Annotated in this window: 14 protein-coding genes; 10 read left to right on the top strand and 4 right to left on the bottom strand. The window is 60.9% G+C overall.

Annotated elements, in window-relative coordinates:
- Positions 1-9: 9 nt before the first annotated feature.
- Both ACR0LZ_RS17585 and ACR0LZ_RS17580 read left to right on the top strand, forming a co-directional pair.
- The gene (locus ACR0LZ_RS17585) at positions 10-1,221 is read left to right on the top strand and encodes an acetyl-CoA C-acetyltransferase (protein ID WP_480751228.1); all 1,212 of its coding nucleotides are present in this window, start codon (positions 10-12) and stop codon (positions 1,219-1,221) included.
- A 24-nt stretch (positions 1,222-1,245) separates the two neighbouring features.
- Entirely contained in the window at positions 1,246-3,447 is a 2,202-nt protein-coding gene (locus ACR0LZ_RS17580; RefSeq protein ID WP_480751226.1) for a 3-hydroxyacyl-CoA dehydrogenase NAD-binding domain-containing protein, read from the top strand.
- A 31-nt stretch (positions 3,448-3,478) separates the two neighbouring features.
- On the opposite strand, the gene ACR0LZ_RS17575 is transcribed toward ACR0LZ_RS17580, so the two are convergent.
- Together ACR0LZ_RS17575 and ACR0LZ_RS17570 are read right to left on the bottom strand one after the other, a co-directional pair.
- Complete coding sequence (locus ACR0LZ_RS17575; protein WP_480751224.1) at positions 3,479-4,126, bottom strand: sulfotransferase family 2 domain-containing protein; 648 nt, start codon at positions 4,124-4,126, stop codon at positions 3,479-3,481.
- Positions 4,127-4,164: 38 nt separating this feature from the next.
- A complete protein-coding gene (locus ACR0LZ_RS17570) occupies positions 4,165-5,073 on the bottom strand; it encodes a DMT family transporter (protein ID WP_480751223.1) in 909 nt (302 codons plus the stop codon).
- Positions 5,074-5,242: 169 nt separating this feature from the next.
- Here ACR0LZ_RS17570 and ACR0LZ_RS17565 point away from each other — a divergent pair, with 169 nt between their 5' ends.
- Positions 5,243-6,256 (top strand): hypothetical protein, encoded by a 1,014-nt coding sequence (locus ACR0LZ_RS17565; protein ID WP_480751221.1) that lies wholly within the window; start codon positions 5,243-5,245, stop codon positions 6,254-6,256.
- Between the two features lie 139 nt (positions 6,257-6,395).
- On the opposite strand, the gene ACR0LZ_RS17560 is transcribed toward ACR0LZ_RS17565, so the two are convergent.
- Positions 6,396-7,109 carry a DUF1194 domain-containing protein gene (locus ACR0LZ_RS17560; RefSeq protein WP_480751219.1) on the bottom strand — a complete coding sequence of 238 codons (714 nt, stop codon included), beginning with the start codon at positions 7,107-7,109 and terminating at the stop codon, positions 6,396-6,398.
- Positions 7,110-7,372: 263 nt separating this feature from the next.
- On the opposite strand from ACR0LZ_RS17560, the gene ACR0LZ_RS17555 reads away from it, so the two are divergent.
- Together ACR0LZ_RS17555 and ACR0LZ_RS17550 are read left to right on the top strand one after the other, a co-directional pair.
- The gene (locus ACR0LZ_RS17555) at positions 7,373-8,149 is read left to right on the top strand and encodes a cyclase family protein (RefSeq protein WP_480751217.1); all 777 of its coding nucleotides are present in this window, start codon (positions 7,373-7,375) and stop codon (positions 8,147-8,149) included.
- A gap of 14 nt (positions 8,150-8,163) precedes the next feature.
- Positions 8,164-8,685, top strand: a complete 522-nt coding sequence (locus tag ACR0LZ_RS17550; RefSeq protein WP_480751215.1) for a thioesterase family protein — start codon at positions 8,164-8,166, stop codon at positions 8,683-8,685.
- Between the two features lie 25 nt (positions 8,686-8,710).
- On the opposite strand, the gene ACR0LZ_RS17545 is transcribed toward ACR0LZ_RS17550, so the two are convergent.
- Positions 8,711-9,628, bottom strand: a complete 918-nt coding sequence (locus ACR0LZ_RS17545) for a LysR substrate-binding domain-containing protein (protein ID WP_480751214.1) — start codon at positions 9,626-9,628, stop codon at positions 8,711-8,713.
- 91 nt (positions 9,629-9,719) lie between these two features.
- Here ACR0LZ_RS17545 and ACR0LZ_RS17540 point away from each other — a divergent pair, with 91 nt between their 5' ends.
- The 5 genes from ACR0LZ_RS17540 (at position 9,720) to ACR0LZ_RS17520 (ending at position 19,149) form a co-directional block, all read left to right on the top strand.
- A complete protein-coding gene (locus ACR0LZ_RS17540) occupies positions 9,720-11,240 on the top strand; it encodes a trimethylamine methyltransferase family protein (RefSeq protein WP_480751212.1) in 1,521 nt (506 codons plus the stop codon).
- Positions 11,227-12,402, top strand: coding sequence for a mandelate racemase/muconate lactonizing enzyme family protein (locus ACR0LZ_RS17535; protein WP_480751210.1), 1,176 nt, complete (start codon positions 11,227-11,229; stop codon positions 12,400-12,402). The genes ACR0LZ_RS17540 and ACR0LZ_RS17535 overlap by 14 nt, the downstream gene beginning before the upstream one ends.
- A 10-nt stretch (positions 12,403-12,412) precedes the next feature.
- Entirely contained in the window at positions 12,413-14,881 is a 2,469-nt protein-coding gene (locus ACR0LZ_RS17530) for a GcvT family protein (protein ID WP_480751208.1), read from the top strand.
- Between the two features lie 276 nt (positions 14,882-15,157).
- Positions 15,158-18,661: a hypothetical protein gene (locus ACR0LZ_RS17525; RefSeq protein ID WP_480751207.1), complete on the top strand. Its 3,504-nt coding sequence runs from the start codon at positions 15,158-15,160 to the stop codon at positions 18,659-18,661.
- A gap of 35 nt (positions 18,662-18,696) precedes the next feature.
- Positions 18,697-19,149 (top strand): hypothetical protein, encoded by a 453-nt coding sequence (locus tag ACR0LZ_RS17520; RefSeq protein WP_480751205.1) that lies wholly within the window; start codon positions 18,697-18,699, stop codon positions 19,147-19,149.
- Positions 19,150-19,166 lie beyond the last annotated feature (17 nt).

The raw sequence follows: 19,166 nt of genomic DNA, 5'->3' as shown, positions 1-19,166 counted from the left end.
GAGAAACACATGACCGAAGCCTATATCTATGACGCCCTGCGCACGCCGCGCGGCAAGGGCCGCAAGGATGGCAGCCTGCACGAGGTGACCTCGGTGCGCCTCAGCGCGCTGACTTTGAACGCAGTGAAGGAACGCAACAACCTGGAAGGCCACGCGGTCGAGGACGTGATCTGGGGCAATGTCACCCAGGTGATGGAACAAGGCGGCTGTCTGGCGCGTTCGGCGGTCTTGGCTTCGGATCTGGACCAATCGATCCCCGGTCTGGCGATCAACCGGTTTTGCGCCTCCGGCATGGAGGCGGTGAATCTCGCCGCCAATCAGGTCAAGGGCGGCGCGGGCGATGCCTATATCGCCGGTGGCGTCGAGATGATGGGCCGCGTGGCCATGGGCAGCGACGGCGCGGCGATCGCCGTTGATCCCAGCCTCGCGATGGAGACCTATTTCGTGCCGCAGGGCATCTCGGCCGACCTCATCGCCACGGAATACGGATTCAGCCGCGACGATGCCGACGCATTGGCAGTCGAGTCGCAGCGCCGCGCGGCGGTCGCCTGGGAAGAAAACCGGTTCGAAAAATCGGTCATCACCGTCCGGGATCAGAACGGCCTGACCATTCTGGATCGCGACGAATACATGCGCCCCGGCACCGACATGCAAAGCCTTGGCGCGCTTAACCCCTCTTTCGCGATGATGGGCGAACAGATGCCGGGCTTCGACAAGGTGGCGATGCTGAAATACCCACATATCGAGCGGATCAACCACATCCACCACGCGGGCAACAGCTCGGGCATCGTGGATGGGGCTGCGGCTGTTCTGATCGGCAACAAGGAATTCGGCGAGAAATACGGCCTGAAGCCGCGCGCGCGCATCAAGGCAACCGCCAAGATCGGCACCGACCCGACCATCATGCTGACCGGCCCGGTACCGGTGACCGAAAAGATCCTGGCCGAAAACGGCATGGTCATCGGCGATCTGGACCTGTTCGAGGTGAACGAGGCCTTTGCCTCTGTCGTGCTGCGGTTCCAGCAGGCCTTTGACGTGGACCCCGGCAAGGTGAACGTCAACGGCGGCTCGATCGCCATGGGTCACCCGCTGGGCGCAACCGGCGCGATGATCATCGGCACATTGCTTGACGAGCTGGAGCGGCAGGACAAGGAAACCGGTCTGGCGACGCTCTGCATCGCATCCGGCATGGGTGCGGCAACCATTATCGAACGCGTGTAAGCGGCGGAGCAGGAGACCAAGAAAATGACTGATTTCACTCTGACCACCGACGCGGACGGCGTCGCCTTCATCACCTGGGACGCCCAGGGCAAATCCATGAACGTGATGACCCGCGACGCCTTTGAACTGGTGAGCGCGCTGGTCGATAAGGCACTGGCCGACGATGCGGTCAAAGGCATCGTCATCACCAGCGGCAAGGAAGGTACTTTCGCCGGCGGGATGGACCTGAATACATTGGCTACGATCCGGCAGGAAGCGGGGGAGGAACCGGCCCAAGCGCTGTTCGATTTCGTCATGGGTGGCCACCACATCCTGCGCAAGCTGGAACTGGCTGGCATGGACACCAAGACCAAAAAAGGCGGCAAGCCGGTGGCCTGCGCCATCAATGGCACCTGCGCGGGCATTGGCACAGAAATCGCGCTGGCCTGTCACCACCGGGTGATGACCAGCAATCCGAAATCCAGGATCGGCCTGCCCGAGATTCTTCTGGGCATCTTCCCCGGCGGCGGCGGCACCACTCGTTTCAGCCGCATGGTGGGCGCGATGGCGGCAGCCCCGGTGCTGCTCGAAGGCAAGATGTTGGAGCCGGCCAAGGCCAAGGGAGCGCAGCTGATCGACGCGGTGGCGGACGATCCGGTGGCGGCGGCCAAGGAATGGGTGCTGAACGCCAGGGAGGCCGATCTGGTGAAACCGTGGGATGCCAAGGGCTACAAGATGCCCGGCGGCGCGCCTTATCACCCGGCGGGGTTCATGACCTTTGTCGGTGCAAGCGCGATGGTGAACGGCAAGACCCAAGGCGCATTTCCTGCCGCCAAGGCGTTGCTGAGCGCGATCTACGAAGGCGCGCTGGTCGATTTTGATACCGCCCTGCGGATCGAGGCACGGCATTTCACCTCGATCCTGATGAACCCATCTTCGTCCGCGATGATCCGGTCGCTGTTCCTGAACAAGGAAGCGCTGGAAAAAGGCGCCGTGCGGCCCAAGGACGTGCCGGATCAGCGTGTCAAAAAGGTCGGCGTTCTGGGCGCGGGCATGATGGGTGCGGGCATCGCGCTGGTCAGCGCACAGGCCGGAATGCAGGTTGTGCTGATCGACCGCGATCAGCCCGCCGCCGACAAGGGCAAGGCCTATTCCGAAAGTTACCTCGACAAGGGCATCAAGCGTGGCAAGGTCACGGCAGACAAGAAAGAAGCGATGCTGGGCCTGATCAACGCGACCCCTGATCTGGACGCGCTGAAGGGTTGCGACCTGATCATCGAGGCGGTGTTCGAAGACCCCAAGGTCAAGGCCGAGATGACCCGGAAGGTCGAGGCGATCATTCCCGAAGACTGCATCTTTGCCTCGAACACCTCAACGCTGCCGATCACCGGCTTGGCCGAGGCATCGGTGCGGCCCGAACAGTTCATCGGCATCCACTTCTTCTCGCCGGTGGAAAAGATGTTCCTGGTCGAGATCATCAAGGGCAAGAAAACCGGCGACCGGGCTGTGGCCAAGGCGCTGGACTATGTCCGTCAGATCCGCAAGACGCCGATCGTGGTCAACGACGCGCGCTTTTTCTACGCCAACCGCTGTATCATTCCCTACATCAACGAAGGCCTGCGGATGATCACAGAGGGTGTCAGCCCTGTGCTAATCGACAATGCGGCGCGGCAACTGGGCTTCCCCGTCGGGCCGATCCAGCTCAACGACGAAACTTCGATCGATCTGGGGGCCAAGATCGCGCGGGCGACCAAGGCGGCAATGGGCCATGCCTACCCCGACAATCCGGGCGATGACCTGATCTTCTGGATGGAAGGTTTGGGCCGTCTGGGGCGCAAGGCGAATGCGGGCTTCTTCGACTATGACGACAAGGGCAAGCGCGTCGGATACTGGAAGGGAATGGCCGAGAAATACCCGCTGGCCGAGGATCAGCCTGATCTGATCGAAGTTCAGGAACGCCTGATGTTCGCGCAAGTTCTGGAAGCGGTGCGCGCGCTGGAAGAAGGCGTGCTGGAGGACATCCGCGAAGGCGACGTTGGCGCCATTCTGGGCTGGGGCTTTGCGCCGTGGTCCGGCGGGCCGCTCAGCTGGCTCGACATCATCGGCACGCCCTATGCCGCCGAACGCTGCGACCAGCTGGCAGCCGAATATGGCGAACGGTTCACCTGCCCGCCTCTGCTGCGCGAGATGGCGCAAAAGGGGCAAAGCTTCTATGGCCGGTTCAACCCCGAAGCCAAAGCAGCCTGACAATCCAGACCGGCGCGCATCGGCGCGCCGGTCATTCGAACCGGTATCCGAACCGGGCGATATCCTCGCCGCAGGCTTCGGCGACCGCGTCCACGGTATCCGATGAGTAATACCGGCGATAGTCGGCCCCGCGCTCCGAACGGTTGAGGTGCGGCATCTCGACCTGAAATCCCAGATGCAGGATCAGCGACCCGGCATCCTCGGCGAAATGCTCAAGCCGAATATAGGCCGCGCATTGTTCCTTTCCATCGGCGCGCAGCATATAGGAGCGCGCCGGGCTGTTGCGGAACGAGGCCAGAGTATGGGGGTGCAGGACAAAGGGTTCGAACTCCAGCTTTTTTGCCAAGGACACCGCCGGGTGGTCGAACTCCTGCTCTCTCAACCAGTGGTAGTAGCTGACGACCCGGTCCCACGGGTTGCGCACAAGGGTAAAGGCAAAAAGCCCGCTCAGGACCTCTGGCGATATCAGGCCATCGATATCGGACAGTGTCGAATGTTTCCACAACCGTCCCCGGCTTTGCACGCCCTTGACCCGCTTGCGGCGTTTTTTGGCCTTGGGCGTGTCACCCAGCAGAATATCATCCTTCATCGCCCGGTTCTCCAGCGCCAGCGCCAGAGAGGTCCCGCCGGTTTTGGGAATATGGACAAAGACATAGGAACGGCCGGTCGAGATGATCATGCGGTTACGCTATCCCGGTTGATGGCCAAGCTGAAGCCTCAACCCGAACGCAGGGCTATGATGATCCCGGCGGTAGCGATCAGGGCCACGCCCAGAATCTGATAGGCGCCGAGGGTCTGCCCGAAAGCAACCCATGCAAAAAGCGGGCCGAAGATCATGATGGAATACTCGAAGACCGACACATAAGAAGGCTCGCCCAACTGATAGGCCTTGATCAGCATGAAAACCGCCACCGACGCGCCCACCGCCTGCGTGACAACCCATGGCACTGCGTCCGTCATGGGCCAGACCCATCCCCGCATCACGAAGCCCGCAGGGCCGGCCGCTGGTTCCACCGGAAACAACGCAAACCCGATCAGGCCCAGCGCGCCTGCGGTTCCCAAAGTGATCGCCAACGCCCCCAACAAAACAACCGTGCTTTCGCCGGCACAATAACTGCGGGTGACGATCACCGACATGGCATAGAAAAGGCCTCCCGCAACCGGGATCAAAACCTTGAGATCAAAGGCATCCGGATCGGGCTGCAACACGAACAGAATTCCCGCAAATCCGGTCAGCACTGCCAGAATGCGCCATGGCCCGATCCGCTGCCCCAGTCCCAGGGACGAGATCAACAGCACAAAGATGGGTGAGGTGAACAACCCCGCCAGCGCCTGCGCAATGGGCATGAAGGCCAGCGCGCTGAAATAGAACAGCATCGCCAGCGCCATCAGGATGCTGCGCAAGACGACCATGTTCGGGCGTATGGGTCGCATATGGCCCAACCCCAACAGGGACAGCCCGCCAATCAGCGGCAGCATCACCAGCGCGCGGGTGAAGTGGAATTGCCAAAGCCCGATGGTCTCGGCCACGCGTACGACGAAATTGTCGATCACACCAATGATCGCCATCGCGGCAACCATCAATATCGACGCCGCCACCGGCGCGGTTTTTGGACCTGTCTGCATTCCCCTCTCTTACCGTTCAGACCGCCAGCGCTCTGAAATCTCAGCGACATTCGATGCCGGTTTCGGATGTTTCCGGCGAAAATGGCCAATCAACCGCTCTACTCGTTTGCCGTGCCCGATTTTCCCATGCTAGGGTTACAGAAAACAATGACGAGCATAAACCATCCGAATGACGGCGCTGAAACAGTATGAGCGGATCGAAGCCACCGGTCTGTGGCGACCCTCGCCCGAGGAGCAACGGCGCGAGGTGCTGGTCTCGATCGGCGAAGCGACGCTGACGATTTCGGATTTCAAGGACACCGCCCTGACGCACTGGTCCCTGGCCGCGCTGGAGCGGCAGAACCCGGGTGAATTTCCAGCGATCTACAACCCCGATGGCGACCCGGGTGAAACGCTCGAACTGCCCGACTCGGAAACCACGATGATCGAAGCGATCGACCGCTTGCAGCGCGCCATCGACCGGGCACGACCACATCCGGGTCGGTTGCGTTGGGCCAGTGTTGCCGGGGTCTTTTTCGCTGTTCTGGCTGTCCTGATATTCTGGCTGCCCGGGGCGTTGCAGCGCCATGTCGTATCTGTGGTGCCCGACATCAAACGACAGGAAATAGGGGAAACCATCCTGCGCCATATAGAACGGGTGTCAGGCCGCGCCTGCACATCGCAGGATGCGCAACCGGTTCTGGAGCGGCTGGCGCAAAGAACCGGGGTGCGCCGGATCGTGGTTTTGCCCGGCGGCGTGGCGGAAAGCCTGTTTCTGCCTGGCCGTCTTGTTCTGTTGAACCGCGCCCTGATCGAAGATCACGAAGACCCGGCGGTGGCCGCGGGCTTTGTTCTGGCCGAACGCGCCCGTGCCGCGCATACAGATCCGCTGGCCGATCTTCTGGACCGCGCCGGATCGGTGGCAGCCTTTCGATTGCTGACTACCGGCGAACTGACTCCCGATACACTCGACCATTATGGTGAACAGGTTCTGGCCGAGGCCCGGCCCAGCATCGCCGACGAGGATATTCTGGCAATGTTCGGGCAGGCCGCCCTGCCCTCAACCCCCTATGCCTATGCCCGCGACGTAACAGGGGAAACCGTTCTTGGCCTGATCGAGGCCGACCCAATGGCGGGCCGCACCGTCGAACAGGTGCTGCCCGACCGCGAGTGGGTGCTGCTGCAGAATGTATGCGGCGGGTAAGACATTCGCCGCACCCGGAACGCAGGAAACACGGTTTTTCATTCAAATGATCTGCGATGAGTCAAACACCCCAACTTGTATATGTTGTAAACGCCAACAGTACGCAGAGGCGGACTAGATTTAGGTTCCAGTCGGAAGCCTATTTCTGCGCCAGATAGGGGCCTTGAACTTCACGCAGGAGTTTGCGTTTCATTGCCCTTTCGTAATCCGCGAAACTGCCTGCAACTTCGACGAAGGCACCAGTTCCGTGAATAACGCTTGTTTCGTAGTAACGCACGATCTCGGGTTCGGCGCCCAGAATGACCAGTCCGTTTACGGTGACATCGGCGACAGGGAAATGCTTGTAGGCGCTTTCTGGCGGGTATCCGTCGTTGTTTACGCCGTCGCCAGAGATATCGAGAACCCGACGATAGCACTCAGATTTTTCTTCGAGAGCCAAAAGGCCAAAAGCGACCGCTTGGCCAATCGCGGTTGGATAAAAATGCGGATACCCCGCATCATCGATAATCGCAGCCGCGAACCGGGACAAATCCGCCTGGCTTTCAATCATATGCCAAGGGGCGATGACGGATTGATGACGATGGCTACTCCATTCGTAGGCAATCATCGCCACCGCACCCGGTTGAGCGACGATCAACCGGGAAACGACCGGATCGGTGAGGGCTGCGGCCAGCCCCGCGCGCTGGAGCCTGTATTCGGCTTCATCGACACTGACGGAAATATCGAGGCCAAAAGCCAAAGCCAGCGAGCACTCCCGTTCTCTGGCAGCGGCTCTGTCAGCCCAGATCAATACCAACGAAAAGCCAAGTGGAATCGTCAAAAGGCATAGGCGCTTTAGATTGCTGCAGATCATTTCGTCCCCGCTATCAAGGGTTCGATTGGCTTCAATTTCTCGGCGAGTATGGCACAAAACCTTGAAAATGTCGATTTTCGCCCGTCCATCTGCCGATATCTCGAAGGGCTCCTGATAGGCGAAAACGTGTGCAACCAGATAGAAACCCCGGTGGCGGCCGCGACGAGGGCCGCGCCCCCGCCCCGGTTGACAACCTGCGATGCGATTGGCTCTGTTCGGGGCGCGAGCGTCCCCGTCTCAGCATTGCAAAAAAAGGAGGTCCGATGCCCCGCCGTTTCGTCGATCTGTCCGTACCGCTGGAGACCGGCATCGTATCGGACCCGTCAATCATGTTGCCCGAAATCGAATACCTTGGCCACGATCAGACCGCCGAACAGGTGATGACGTTCTTTCCCGGTCTGACACGCGAGGATCTGCCGGGTGGCGAGGGCTGGGCGGTGGAGCGGTTGCACATTGCAACCCATAACGGCACCCATCTGGATGCGCCCTATCACCACCATTCCACGATGAACAACGGCGAACGCGCCATCACCATCGACGAAGTGCCGCTGGAATGGTGCCTCAATCCCGGCGTCAAACTTGATTTCCGCCATTTCGAGGACGGCTATGTGGCGAGTGCCGCGGATGTAGCGGCAGAGCTGGAGCGGATCGGCCACAAGCTGCAACCCCTGGATATCGTGGTGGTCAACACCTCGGCCGGGGCGCATTATGGCCAGCCCGACTATCTGCTCAAGGGCTGCGGCATGGGGCGCGAGGCGACGCTGTACCTGACCGAACGGGGCGTGCGGGTGACCGGCACCGACGCGTGGAGCTGGGACGCGCCCTTCCCTCTGACTGCGCGGGAATATGCGCGCACGGGCGATCCCTCGATCATCTGGGAGGGGCACCGCTCCTCGATGGACATAGGGTACTGCCACATGGAAAAGCTTGCCAATCTCGAAAACCTGCCGCCCACCGGGTTCGAGATTTCCTGCTTTCCCTTCAAGATCAAGGGCGCCTCGGCGGGGTTTACACGGGCGGTCGCGATTTTTGAGGAATAGGGGGAGGGCAGGCAATGCCAGTGAAATCAGTGCCACCAGCGGGCCATGACGGCCCTTATCCCGCACCGGTCGAGGTGCGGGGGTACACGGTCAAGCCGGAGTGGATCGACTATAACGGCCACATGAACGTGGGCTATTACGGCGTCGCCTTCGACGAGGGGCTCGAAGAGATGATGGTTGCGCATCTGGGTCTGGGAGGCCCACAGGTCGAAGCCACGGGAGAAGGCCCTTACATGATCCAGTCGCACGTGCATTTCCTGCGCGAGGTGCGCGAGGGCGAGCGGTTCTATTATCGGTTCCGGCTGCTCGACGCCGATGGTAAGCGGGGGCATTACTTCGGCCAGATGTTCGCGGAGGAGGATGACGCGCTTTGTGCCACTCAGGAGGGCGTGTTCATCAACGTGAGCCACGAAACCGGGCGGTCCTGCCCCTATCCGGACTGGGCCGTCACGCGACTGGCGCGGATGGTTGAAGATCACAAGGGGCTGGAGCCCGCGCGGCAGATCGGCCAGCCCATAGGGCTTCGGCGCAAATAGCGCGGCGGTCCAAGATGGGTCTGTCCTATCCGTCTTCGGATAACTGACGGTGGGACAGAATCCAGTCACGCACCAGGACCGCTTCATGCGTCAGCGGGCGGCCGAGTGACCAGACAAGATAGAATCCCTGGCCGGTGCGCCATTTCCATTCTTTCCGCCCCGAAAGCAGGCCCTGGTCGATCAGGCGGTCGGTCAAGTGTTTCCAGCCAAAGGCAAAACCTTCGCCGGCCATCGCGGCCTGAATTACCAGGGCGTAATCGTTCAGGCGCAGGCCACCCTTGGGGACGACCTCGTGAATGCCGAATTGCACGAACCAGTCGCGCCAGCTGGGCCGGTCACGCACCGGCTCTTCAAGATGAATCAACGGCTGGTGCAGCAGCCCCGCAAGGTTTCTGAGGTCGACGGCGGCGGCCATTGTCCGGGTGGAGGCAACGGGATAGATGACCTCTTCGGCGATCAGGGCGCTTTCGCATCCCGGCCAGTCGCCGGTTCCGCGCCGCACCGCAAGGCTGATGTTTTCCGTATCGATATCGGGTTCGCGGTCGCTGGATTGCAAGCGCAGGTCGATCTGCGGGTGCCGGTATTGCAGGTCGGCGAGGCGCGGAATGATCCAGTAGTTGTTGAAAGCGGTGGAGGCGTTGAGGGTCACGTAGTCGGGCCGCGACAGCTGTTGAATTGCCGAGGCCGAATGGGACAGCTGCTCGAACGCACGGGTGACGTCTGCGCGCAGCCGCTCGCCTGCGGCGGTCAGGGAAACCTTGCGGTGGCTTCGGGTGAACAGGGCAACGCCAAGACTGTCTTCGAGCTGGCGGATCGAGGCGCTGACCGCCGGTTGCTGAACGTTCAGCTCCTGCGCGGCCCTGGTAAAGGAATTCAGCCGCGCCGCCGCTTCAAAGACGACCAGATGGCGGGGTGAAGAGAGCAGTTTCCAGAGTTCTTGCATAATTTCAAATTATCCAAAGCATTCATGTTTTCAAGCGTCACAAGGTGAATTCACATCGCTATCATTCCCTGAAACAGATGGAGGCGCAGATATGGCGAGACGTTCCCGGCAGACGCGCGTACGCGGAGCAGAGGCGAATTCCGGTCTGGTGTCTCCCTTTGTGCGCAGAACCCTGCCCTTTTTCGATCCACTGGATGAAGACCAGATATCCCGGTTGGAATCGCAGGTAGACTGGTTGCTGCAGGAGGTCGGCATCGCCTTTCGCGACGATCCCGAGGCGCTGTGGCTGTGGCAACGCGAGGGTGCAATGGTCAACGGTGATATCGTGCGCGCCCCGGCCGACTGGATTCGGTCGCTTTGCGCCAAGGCGCCCCGCGAATTCACCCAGCTTGCCCGAAACCCTGAGCGCTCGGTCACCATTGGTGGTGCAAATCAGGTCTTCGCTCCGGTCTATGGCGCGCCTTTCGTTCGTGATCTCGAGGGCGGGCGGCGATACGGCGACATGGCGGCGTTCCGCGATCTTGTACGCCTGACCTATTTGCATCCGAACCTGCATCACGGCGGCTTCGTCACCTGCGAACCCTGCGACGTGCCGGTCAGCAAGCGGCACCTCGACATGCTGCTGGCCCACATGACCCTGTCGGACAAGCCGCATCTGGGGGCCATCACCGAAATGAGCCGCGCACAAGACAGCATCGACATGGCCGAGATCGTCTTTGGCGCCGACGTGATGGAGCAAAACTGCGTCATCATGGGCAACGTCAACACCAACTCGCCCCTACTGGTCGACAAGGTGGTGACCGAGGCGGCGCGGGTCTATTCCACGCGCGGGCAGGGTTTGGTCGTGGTGCCCTTCATCCTGTCGGGGGCGATGGGGCCGGTCAGCACCGCCGCCTCGGTGGCGCAGGCGATGGCCGAGGCGATGATGGTCTGTGCCTATGTGCAACTGCTCCGCCCCGGCGCGCCCTTCGTGCTGGGCAACTTTTTGTCGTCGATGTCGCTGAAATCCGGCGCGCCGACCTTCGGGATGCCCGAGCCGGTGATGTCCAATTATGCCATCGGCCAACTGGCCCGCCGCGCCGGGTTGCCCTTGCGTTGCGGGGGGTCGCTGACGGCATCCAAGATCGAGGATGCGCAAGCCGCCTATGAAAGCGCCGATTCCATGCATTCAACGATGCTGGCCGGTGCCAATTTTGTACTGCATTCGGCTGGTTGGCTGGAGGGCGGGCTGTGCACCGGGTTCGAAAAACTGGTGATGGATGCAGACCGTCTGGGCGGGTATCAGAAGGTGCTGGATCAGGGCCTTGATGTGTCCGACAACGCGCTGGCGCGTGACGCCTATGACGAGGTTCAACCTGGCGGTCATTTCCTGGGCTGCGCCCACACGATGCGCCACTATCAGACCGCATTCTACGAGCCCGGACTCAGCAACAGCGAGAACGTCGAGAGCTGGGAAGAGGGCGGGTCCGAAGACATGCGTCTGCGCGCCTTTAAGCGCTGGAAGGCCATGTTGAACACCTATCAGGAACCGCCATTGGACGCCGCCAAGCGTGAAGAACTGGAAGCTTTTGTCGAGAAACGGAAGGAAGAGCTGCCCGATGCCTGGTATTAAGATCACCGGACTGCGTGCCACTCCCGTCAACATCCCGCTGGAAAAGCCGATGTGGTGGACTGGCGGGCATTATCCGGGAACGTCGAAAACGATCATCGAGGTTGAAACCGATCAAGGGCTGGTCGGTCTGGGCGAGGCACCGTCGGTAGATGTGGTAGAGACCATCCGCGCCATGGGCGAGAGGTTGATCGGCGCAGACGCACTGGACATTGCCGGGTGCGAGAGCCTCTGCGTGCCGCCCTGGCAGATCGTGCAGAACACCGATGACAGTTCGGTGGTCAAGGCCTTTGGCGCGATCGAGATTGCGCTTTGGGATCTGCGCGGCAAGGTGGCTGGCGAGCCGCTATATCGCCTGCTGGGCGGGGCGGTGCGCAAGGACATCCCCTTTACCGAGTATTTCGGCTTTCGCGATGGCGGCGAAATGACGCCCGAGGCAATTTCGGACTATTGCATGCGCATGCGCGAGGAGCACGGCTCCACCATGTTCGAGGGCAAGCTCATTCTGGGTGACCCGAAACTGGAGATTGACACCGTCAAGGCGATGCGCGCCGCCTTGGGGTCTGAGGCGATGATCAGGCTCGACAGCAACATGCAATGGTCGCTGCCCACCGCGATGCGGGTGTTTCGGGAAATCGAACCCTACGACATCCGCAATTACGAAGACCCAGTTGCCACGTTCGAGGAAATGGCCGAGTTGAGGCGGCACTTCACCATCCCGATTTCAACCCATGTGCCGGATATCCGCCGCGCGGTGGCGCTGGGTGCGCCCGATTTCATCGTCACCAACTTTGCCGTTCTGGGCGGGATTGGCCGCGCGGTGCGCTTCATCGGTGCCTGCGAGGCGATGGGTGTGGGGTTCTGGTGCTACTCCGGGGACGCAGGCATCGCCACCGCCGGATACCTGCATATGTCTGCCGCCATGCCATGGATCACCGAGCCGTCGCAATCGCTGTTCCGCTGGCAGGTGGGCGACGTGATCGAGGGCGGGCCGTTCCGGCAGACGAACAACACCGTCCGGGTGCCCGAAGGCCCCGGACTGGGCGTGACGCTGGACCGCGACGCCCTGAACCACTGGCACACTCACCTGGTCGAGAACGGACCGCTTGACCATTTCCATGACCCTGCAATGCCCGGCCGCTTCCGCCGCCTGCCGCTCAACTGAGGACCAAACCATGCCCGAGATTCAAAAAGACGAAACCGCCACAGGCAAACCGCTCCCCTCTCATGCCAAAGTCGTTGTGATCGGCGGCGGCGTCGTGGGCTGCTCGATCCTGTTTCACCTGGCCAAGTTCGGCTGGAAAGACGTGGTTCTTCTGGAACGCGATGAGCTGACTTCGGGCAGTTCGTGGCACGCTGCGGGACAGATCCACACGATCAGTTCGGACCCCAACATCAGCCGCCTGCAAAGCTATACCATCGATCTTTACAAGGAGATCGAAGAGACCAGCGGCCACAGTGTCGGCCTGCATATCACCGGCGGATTCTATGCCGCATCGACCAAGGAGTGGTACGACTACCTCAAGCGCGAGCGCTCGAAGGCCCGTTATATGGGGCTTCATCAGGAATTCATCTCGCCCAGTGAACTGGCCGAGCGCCACCCGCTCATCGACCCAAAGCACTACTATGCCGCATTGTGGGACGATCAGGACGGCGATCTGGACCCTTCCGGCGCTACCTATGCCTTTGCCAAATCCGCCCGCGTGCACGGGGCGCAGTATTTCACCCATTGCGCCGTGACCGCCATGTCGCAGCGACCGGACGGGTCGTGGGACCTGACCACACCCAAGGGGCAGATCAACGCGGAATATGTGGTCAACTGCGGCGGGCTTTGGGCGCGTGAGGTCGGGCATATGTCGGGCATCCATCTTCCGGTGCAGCCGATGGAGCATCACTATCTGATCACCGAAAAGATCCCGCTTATCGCCGAGCGGATGGAAAGCATGGGCGAAGCCGGGCGCCTGCCCGCCGGTATCGATTACGAGGCCAACATCTATTTCCGGCAGGAGCGGCAGGGCATGCTGCTGGGAACCTATGAGCCCAAATCGACGCCGTGGAAGGTCGACGGCACGCCCTGGGATTTCGGCCATGAGTTGTTGCAGCCCGATCTTGACCGGATAGCCGACCGGCTGGAGATGTCGTTCGAGCGTATTCCGACAATCGGAGAGGCCGGCATCAAGGACATGATCAACGGCCCCTTCACCTTTGGGCCTGACGGCAACCCCATGATCGGCCCGGTTCCGGGGATGAAAAACTACTGGGTCGCCGTAGGCGTCATGGCGGGGTTCTGTCAGGGCGGTGGCGTGGGGCTGACCATGGCTGAATGGATGATCGACGGCGAACCCTCGATCGACGTCTGGGCGATGGACGTGGCGCGGTTCGGAGAATTTGCGACACCCGACTGGGGCACCGTGAAATCCTCGGAAAACTACGAACGCCGCTTCGTGATGACCTTTCCCAACGAAACCCTGCCCAAGGGCCGGATGCAGAAAACCACCGCGCTTTATGACCGGCTGGTCGCCAAGGGCGCACGGATGGGCCAAGGCTTTGGTCTGGAAAACGCTTTGTGGTTCGCCGATGGCCCGGACGATGCCCATGAGGAGCCGACATTCGAACGCAACCGGTCACACGACTATGTCGCGCGCGAGGTCAAGGCCGTTCAACAGGCCGTGGGTGGTATCGAAATCGCCAACTTTGCCAAGCACGAGTTCAAGGGCGCGGGCGCGCGGATCTATCTGGACCGCATCCTTGCGGGGTATGTGCCCAAACCCGGTCGCCTGACGCTGACACCGATGCTGACGCCCAAGGGGCGACTTTACGGGGATTTGACCGTGGCTTGCCTGGCCGACGATCACTTCATGTTGTTCGGTTCGGGCGCGATGCAGGAGGCGCACCGCCGCTGGTTCGAGAAGGACCTGCCGGACGATGTCACTTACGCCAATGTCAGCGATGACTGGCACGGAATTGCCCTGTCTGGTCCCAAATCTCGGGAGCTTTTGCAGCGGATCACCCGCGATGACGTGAGCGCCGAGGCGCTCAAGTTCCGTGATCTGCGCCAGACATTCGTGGCCGGTGTGCCGGTGATCCTGAACCGGATCAGCTTTTCCGGCGAACTGGGATACGAGATCTATTGCAAACCCCAATACCTGCTGCGTCTTGCCGAAGCGATCGAGGAAGCCGGCGCCGATCTGGGCTATCGCTGGTATGGCGCCCGGGCACTGATGTCGATGCGGCTGGAAAAGGGCTGGGGCGTCTGGACACTGGAATTCCGCCCGGATTTTAATGCCGTCGAATCCGGCATGGATGCCTTCATCAACTGGAACAAGGATTTCGTCGGCAAAGAGGCCACTCTTACGGCGCGGAAGGCCGGAGCAAAGCAGAAGCTGGTGACAATGACCATCGATGTCGAAGGCATCGACGTGTCGAATGACGAGGCGATTCTGAAAGACGGCAAGGCGGTGGGTTATATCTCGTCCGGTGGCTATGCCCATCGCGCGGGGCGGTCGATGGCAATGGGTTATGTCGCTACGGACTGTGCCACACCCGGCACCACGCTACAGGTGGAGATCCTCGGCGAGTTCCACGACGCCGAGGTGCTTGGCGCACCGATTTACGACGCCAACGGCGCAAACATGCGCTGTTGACCGAATCGAAAACCCTGGCGCCCGTTTTTTTCGGCGCGCCAGGGCCAACGCATGGCGCGGCGGACCACGGCTCGACAAGTTTGTTCAAAAGTCGTCTCACCCTCGAAATGCAGTGCTACAAACAAATGACATGCCGAATCCGGAAAGGCACCCCCCCATCACAACAGGGACAAACCCAAAACCGTTGTCGTAGCCCTATGGAACACGTAAGCTTGTTTGAAGGTCCCTCCAGCTTGGGAAAAACGGTTTAATAAGATCATTGCGAGGGGCGGCCTCTTGGAGCTTACGCGTCAACAGGAAGAATTTCTGGAAAAATTCGTGATCAAGCGGCGGTTCCGCCGGAAATCGCGGGCTGATCGAGAGCACAACCGAAACGTACGCGACGCATATGAAACCTTCATAGATTTGCGAGTTCAGGCGCGGGGCGTCATCGACGCAATCCCCGACGACCACAGCGCGGTAACGCGCTACAACGCAACCCACGCCGAATTGGCCAGTGTCGAGGCCGACGACGAATATGTCGGGGACATTGACGGGCTGGTGGCAAGCGCCAATCAGCTTATTGCCGATGCAACTGTCTTTCAGGCCGCTTTGCGCACGCGCCGGCAACAGCAACTGGACGCGCTTACGGCGACCGCGATTGCGCCAGACGACGCAACCCCGGAGGAAGTTACAGAAATTGCCGGTATGCTCACTGCGGGCAATGCCATGCTGGCCGATGAAATGCCAAGCCATGCAACGATTGCCGACGTGCAGGCCCATACCCGTGCAATCGCACATCGTGTCGAGGCAATTGCGCGACGGATCGGCGATCTGCGTGCGCAACAGGCCGCAGCACTCAGGACCGCGCTGGAGGAGGCCCGGACCGCGATCGACAGCATTCCGGCCGATCACGCGCAGGTGCCGGACCTGAACGCCGCACATGCCGAAATCGAAGCGGTACTGGCCGACGCCGGATATGCCGGCGATTACAGTGCCGAAATCGCCCAAGCGACGGCGCTCGGGCCCCGGGTCGACGAAGTCAAAACAGCGCTGCGGGCCGAAAAGCAAGCTATACTTGACAGGCTGGATGCGGCGGCTGTTCCACCTGACGGCCATTCTCCCGAAGAGGTCCAAGAGCTCACTGCTCTGAAGGAACAGGGCCGTAGTCAACTGGCCGATGACATTCCCAGCCGTGCGGAAATGACGGTGGCCGAGTCGAAGATTGCCGAGTTGAACAACAAGCAGGGCGACATCCGGGTGCGCCAGCGGATGGCCAATCTTGCCCTACCTACGGATGGTGCAGCAGCAGACGCAGCAAGAAGCGCTCTGAAATCATTCGACACCATCCTGCAAGGCCGCGAAATCACCGAGGAGCTGACCGCGACGGCAAGTGCCGCAACAAAGGCGGCCAATGGTACACTCGCCAGCATTCACAATCGGGATCCGGCTCCGACTCCCGAAGAGGTCGCCGAAGCCCGGCAGAAATACCTGGACGCAAAAAAGCTGTCGGATGCCATCGCCGGCACCAAACTCCTGGCCGAGACCCTGGCGCCCGGCGGCGCGCTCACGTCCACCAGCCCAACCCGAATGAGCGACGAAAGCCGGACGAAATTCATCGAAGCGATCAGTGCCTCTCCCACTCTGGCGGGCGCAGCCATAGATGCCGCGAGGTACAGCGACCATGCCGATGCGGTTGCCGACAAGATCAAACCGTTTGCCGAGCTTGTCGATAAAGGTGCGCGCGGAGAAGGCGGTTTTTTATATTTCAGCCCGAGTTATGCGGAGTATCACGCCGGAATGCTTCTCAAGAACGGCGCATTTCGTGGCGAAGAGTACCTCGATGGCGCCCTGGCCTATGTCGACGGGAGTTCACACCTGACTGACGCGCGCATGTCGGTCAAATCCGGCGACAAGTACATTCAGCTTGCCAGCCGTCGCGGTTTTGCGGTTGCCGACACCATTCTGAAGTCCGGCGGCGACCCCTACAACCTTGACGATCCCTCGGTGGTTCAGGCGATGGCGGATTTGAATTACGGCCACAACGCGCTGCGGGCAGTCACCCCGATCCACACCCGGCAGGTCGAAGAGACAATTGAAACGCTGAAATCGGAAGAGGCCAAAGAGCGCATACGCACAGCAGTCCCTCCGACAGGAAGCGGGGCAACCCTGGCCGTCGAACTGATGAAACAGGTTCATGGCGAAGAATGGGTGCCACCCGACCCGCTGACGGCTGAGATCACCCAACAGGCGCTTCTGGTGGCGATGTTCAACCCGATCGAACAGGGCAGCGTCGGCAGCTGTTTTGCCACCGCAGGGATGATCACCCTGCGAGAGCAGGATCCGATACGGGCAATGGACCTGTACAAGGAAGCGCTGGAAAAGGGCACATTCACGCCGCTTCAGCAAACTGACGATCTTCTGCCGCCGCCGCCTATTCCCCTGGTCACGGAACACACGGCGGGCGACAACCCGATCACCCGGGCAATCGAATACAGCGCGGCGAGCGCCGGGGCGGCGCTGGAGGTTTCCAGCAACAGCAAGCGTCGCGATCGGTGCATAGTCGACGCAATGGCAAAGTCCTCGGTCGTCGAGGGATTGCGGGATCTATCCGGTGACGAAGACGAAGCGCTGCTGGACCGTCTCACGCTCGGAACCGAACTCGCGCTGCAAACCAGCTTCATTTACGATTCAACTGCCGAACAGGCCTCAACATCGTCAGATGGGTCATCCAAGTTCGGCTGCTTTGTTGCCATCGTCGGTGGCAGAAACGTGCATGACAAGGATTATGCGGCCGGCAAGACCAAGTTCATCGAAGCCGCTTTCGCAGTCGCCAAGAACGTATACAAGGATCGGCTCAAAACGCCCGAGGATGAGGCCGCGCTGCGCGCGATTGTCAGCAGCGACGAGTTTGTCGACTCGTTCAAACAAGGATCAAATGCGATCTGGCAACTGGCACCCGGCGGAATGCCCGAGGAGGTCGACCGGGTGCTGCTGGACCCGGCGTCCAAGTCAACCTATCTGGTGCGCAAGGAAGGTGACCCGGCATCCAAGAGCGAAGGAGAACGCACCATCGACATCGTTGCCGGGCTGATGACGGCCTTCGACGGCGACGACAAGAATGTTTCGCTCTTCACGCTCGGGCAGCACATCTTCAACGGTAAACCCACGCATCCGTCACAGGACGCGATCCGCGGCAAATCGAAGAGCGAAATTGAAGCCCACCTGATTGGCATGGGCGACACGTTGCTGGCGATCGAGGTTCCCAAGGAACAGGCCGCCAGCATTTATGATGCCGCTCTGAAATCCGCTCTGAACGGAGTGCCCGATCCCCACAAGGGCGTCGCGGAGACGGCGCTGGATAGCCGTAGGCCCGGATCGGCGATGACGTCAGCTGATATCGACGCCTCCATTCGCGGGGGGCAAAACGCGATGTGGAATGCTGTCATCGACGCGCTGACCGACGAACAAGTTAGTGCCTGGGCCGCCACGCAGGGCACCAAGTACGACGGCAAGTCCGTAGAAGATAAGAAGGAGGCCTATGCAGCCATCCTGCGAAAGAACCCGTCGCGCGACTCGGTGCGCGCCGCAATGGCCGCAAACCTGCCTATGCCGGAGCCAATTCTGATCGCCGACACCAACTGGGGGTCGGGTCCAAGCCATACCAGCTTTGTTATCGCACCAGATCCCGGTACCGGCGAACCGATCATGTGGAAAAAATCAGATCCGCCTGGTTCGCTCAGCCCGGCTGGGCGGGATTGGGTCGACCGGGACTGGGCCAAGACCCGCCCGGTGGGTTAACAGCACAAAGGTTGTAGAGAAATATGTCAGACAGCATGCCCCGTATCGCCCTGACTTTCGGCGAAGAACAGAAGCCGGTGGTCTATATCGGCACCCAAGCCTATTCAGACTGGGGCGAAGTGGTGCAATCCTCCCACGACACGGCGGCCCCGGAAAACGCCAGCAAGGTTGCCCGGATGATGACTCATTTTTCCTACCGGACACGGTACCGCGTCATCGATGACGCAGCCGAGTACGAAGCGCTCTACCGGTCCCGGATCGAGGCCGAGGAACCCGGCCAGCCCTACGAACAGAACGTGATCCGCTCACGCAGTTTTGGCATTCCGGATTTCTCAGCCATAGCTGTTCCCGCAATAGCCGGTGAAACGCTCACCTATTACGTCTACGACACCGCACTTTTTGTTCCCTACCGGGTCGAGGCATCACCGACCAACCCGAATCTGACCGCGCAAACCTACACGCCGCTACCGCTCGAACCGGCCACCTGAGGTGCCGCCGGCCACGG

It is taken from the genome of Ruegeria sp. CI1, from assembly GCF_056536925.1.
The sequence above is the reverse complement of the archived record's forward strand: the minus strand, read 5'-3'. Positions and strand labels throughout refer to the sequence as shown.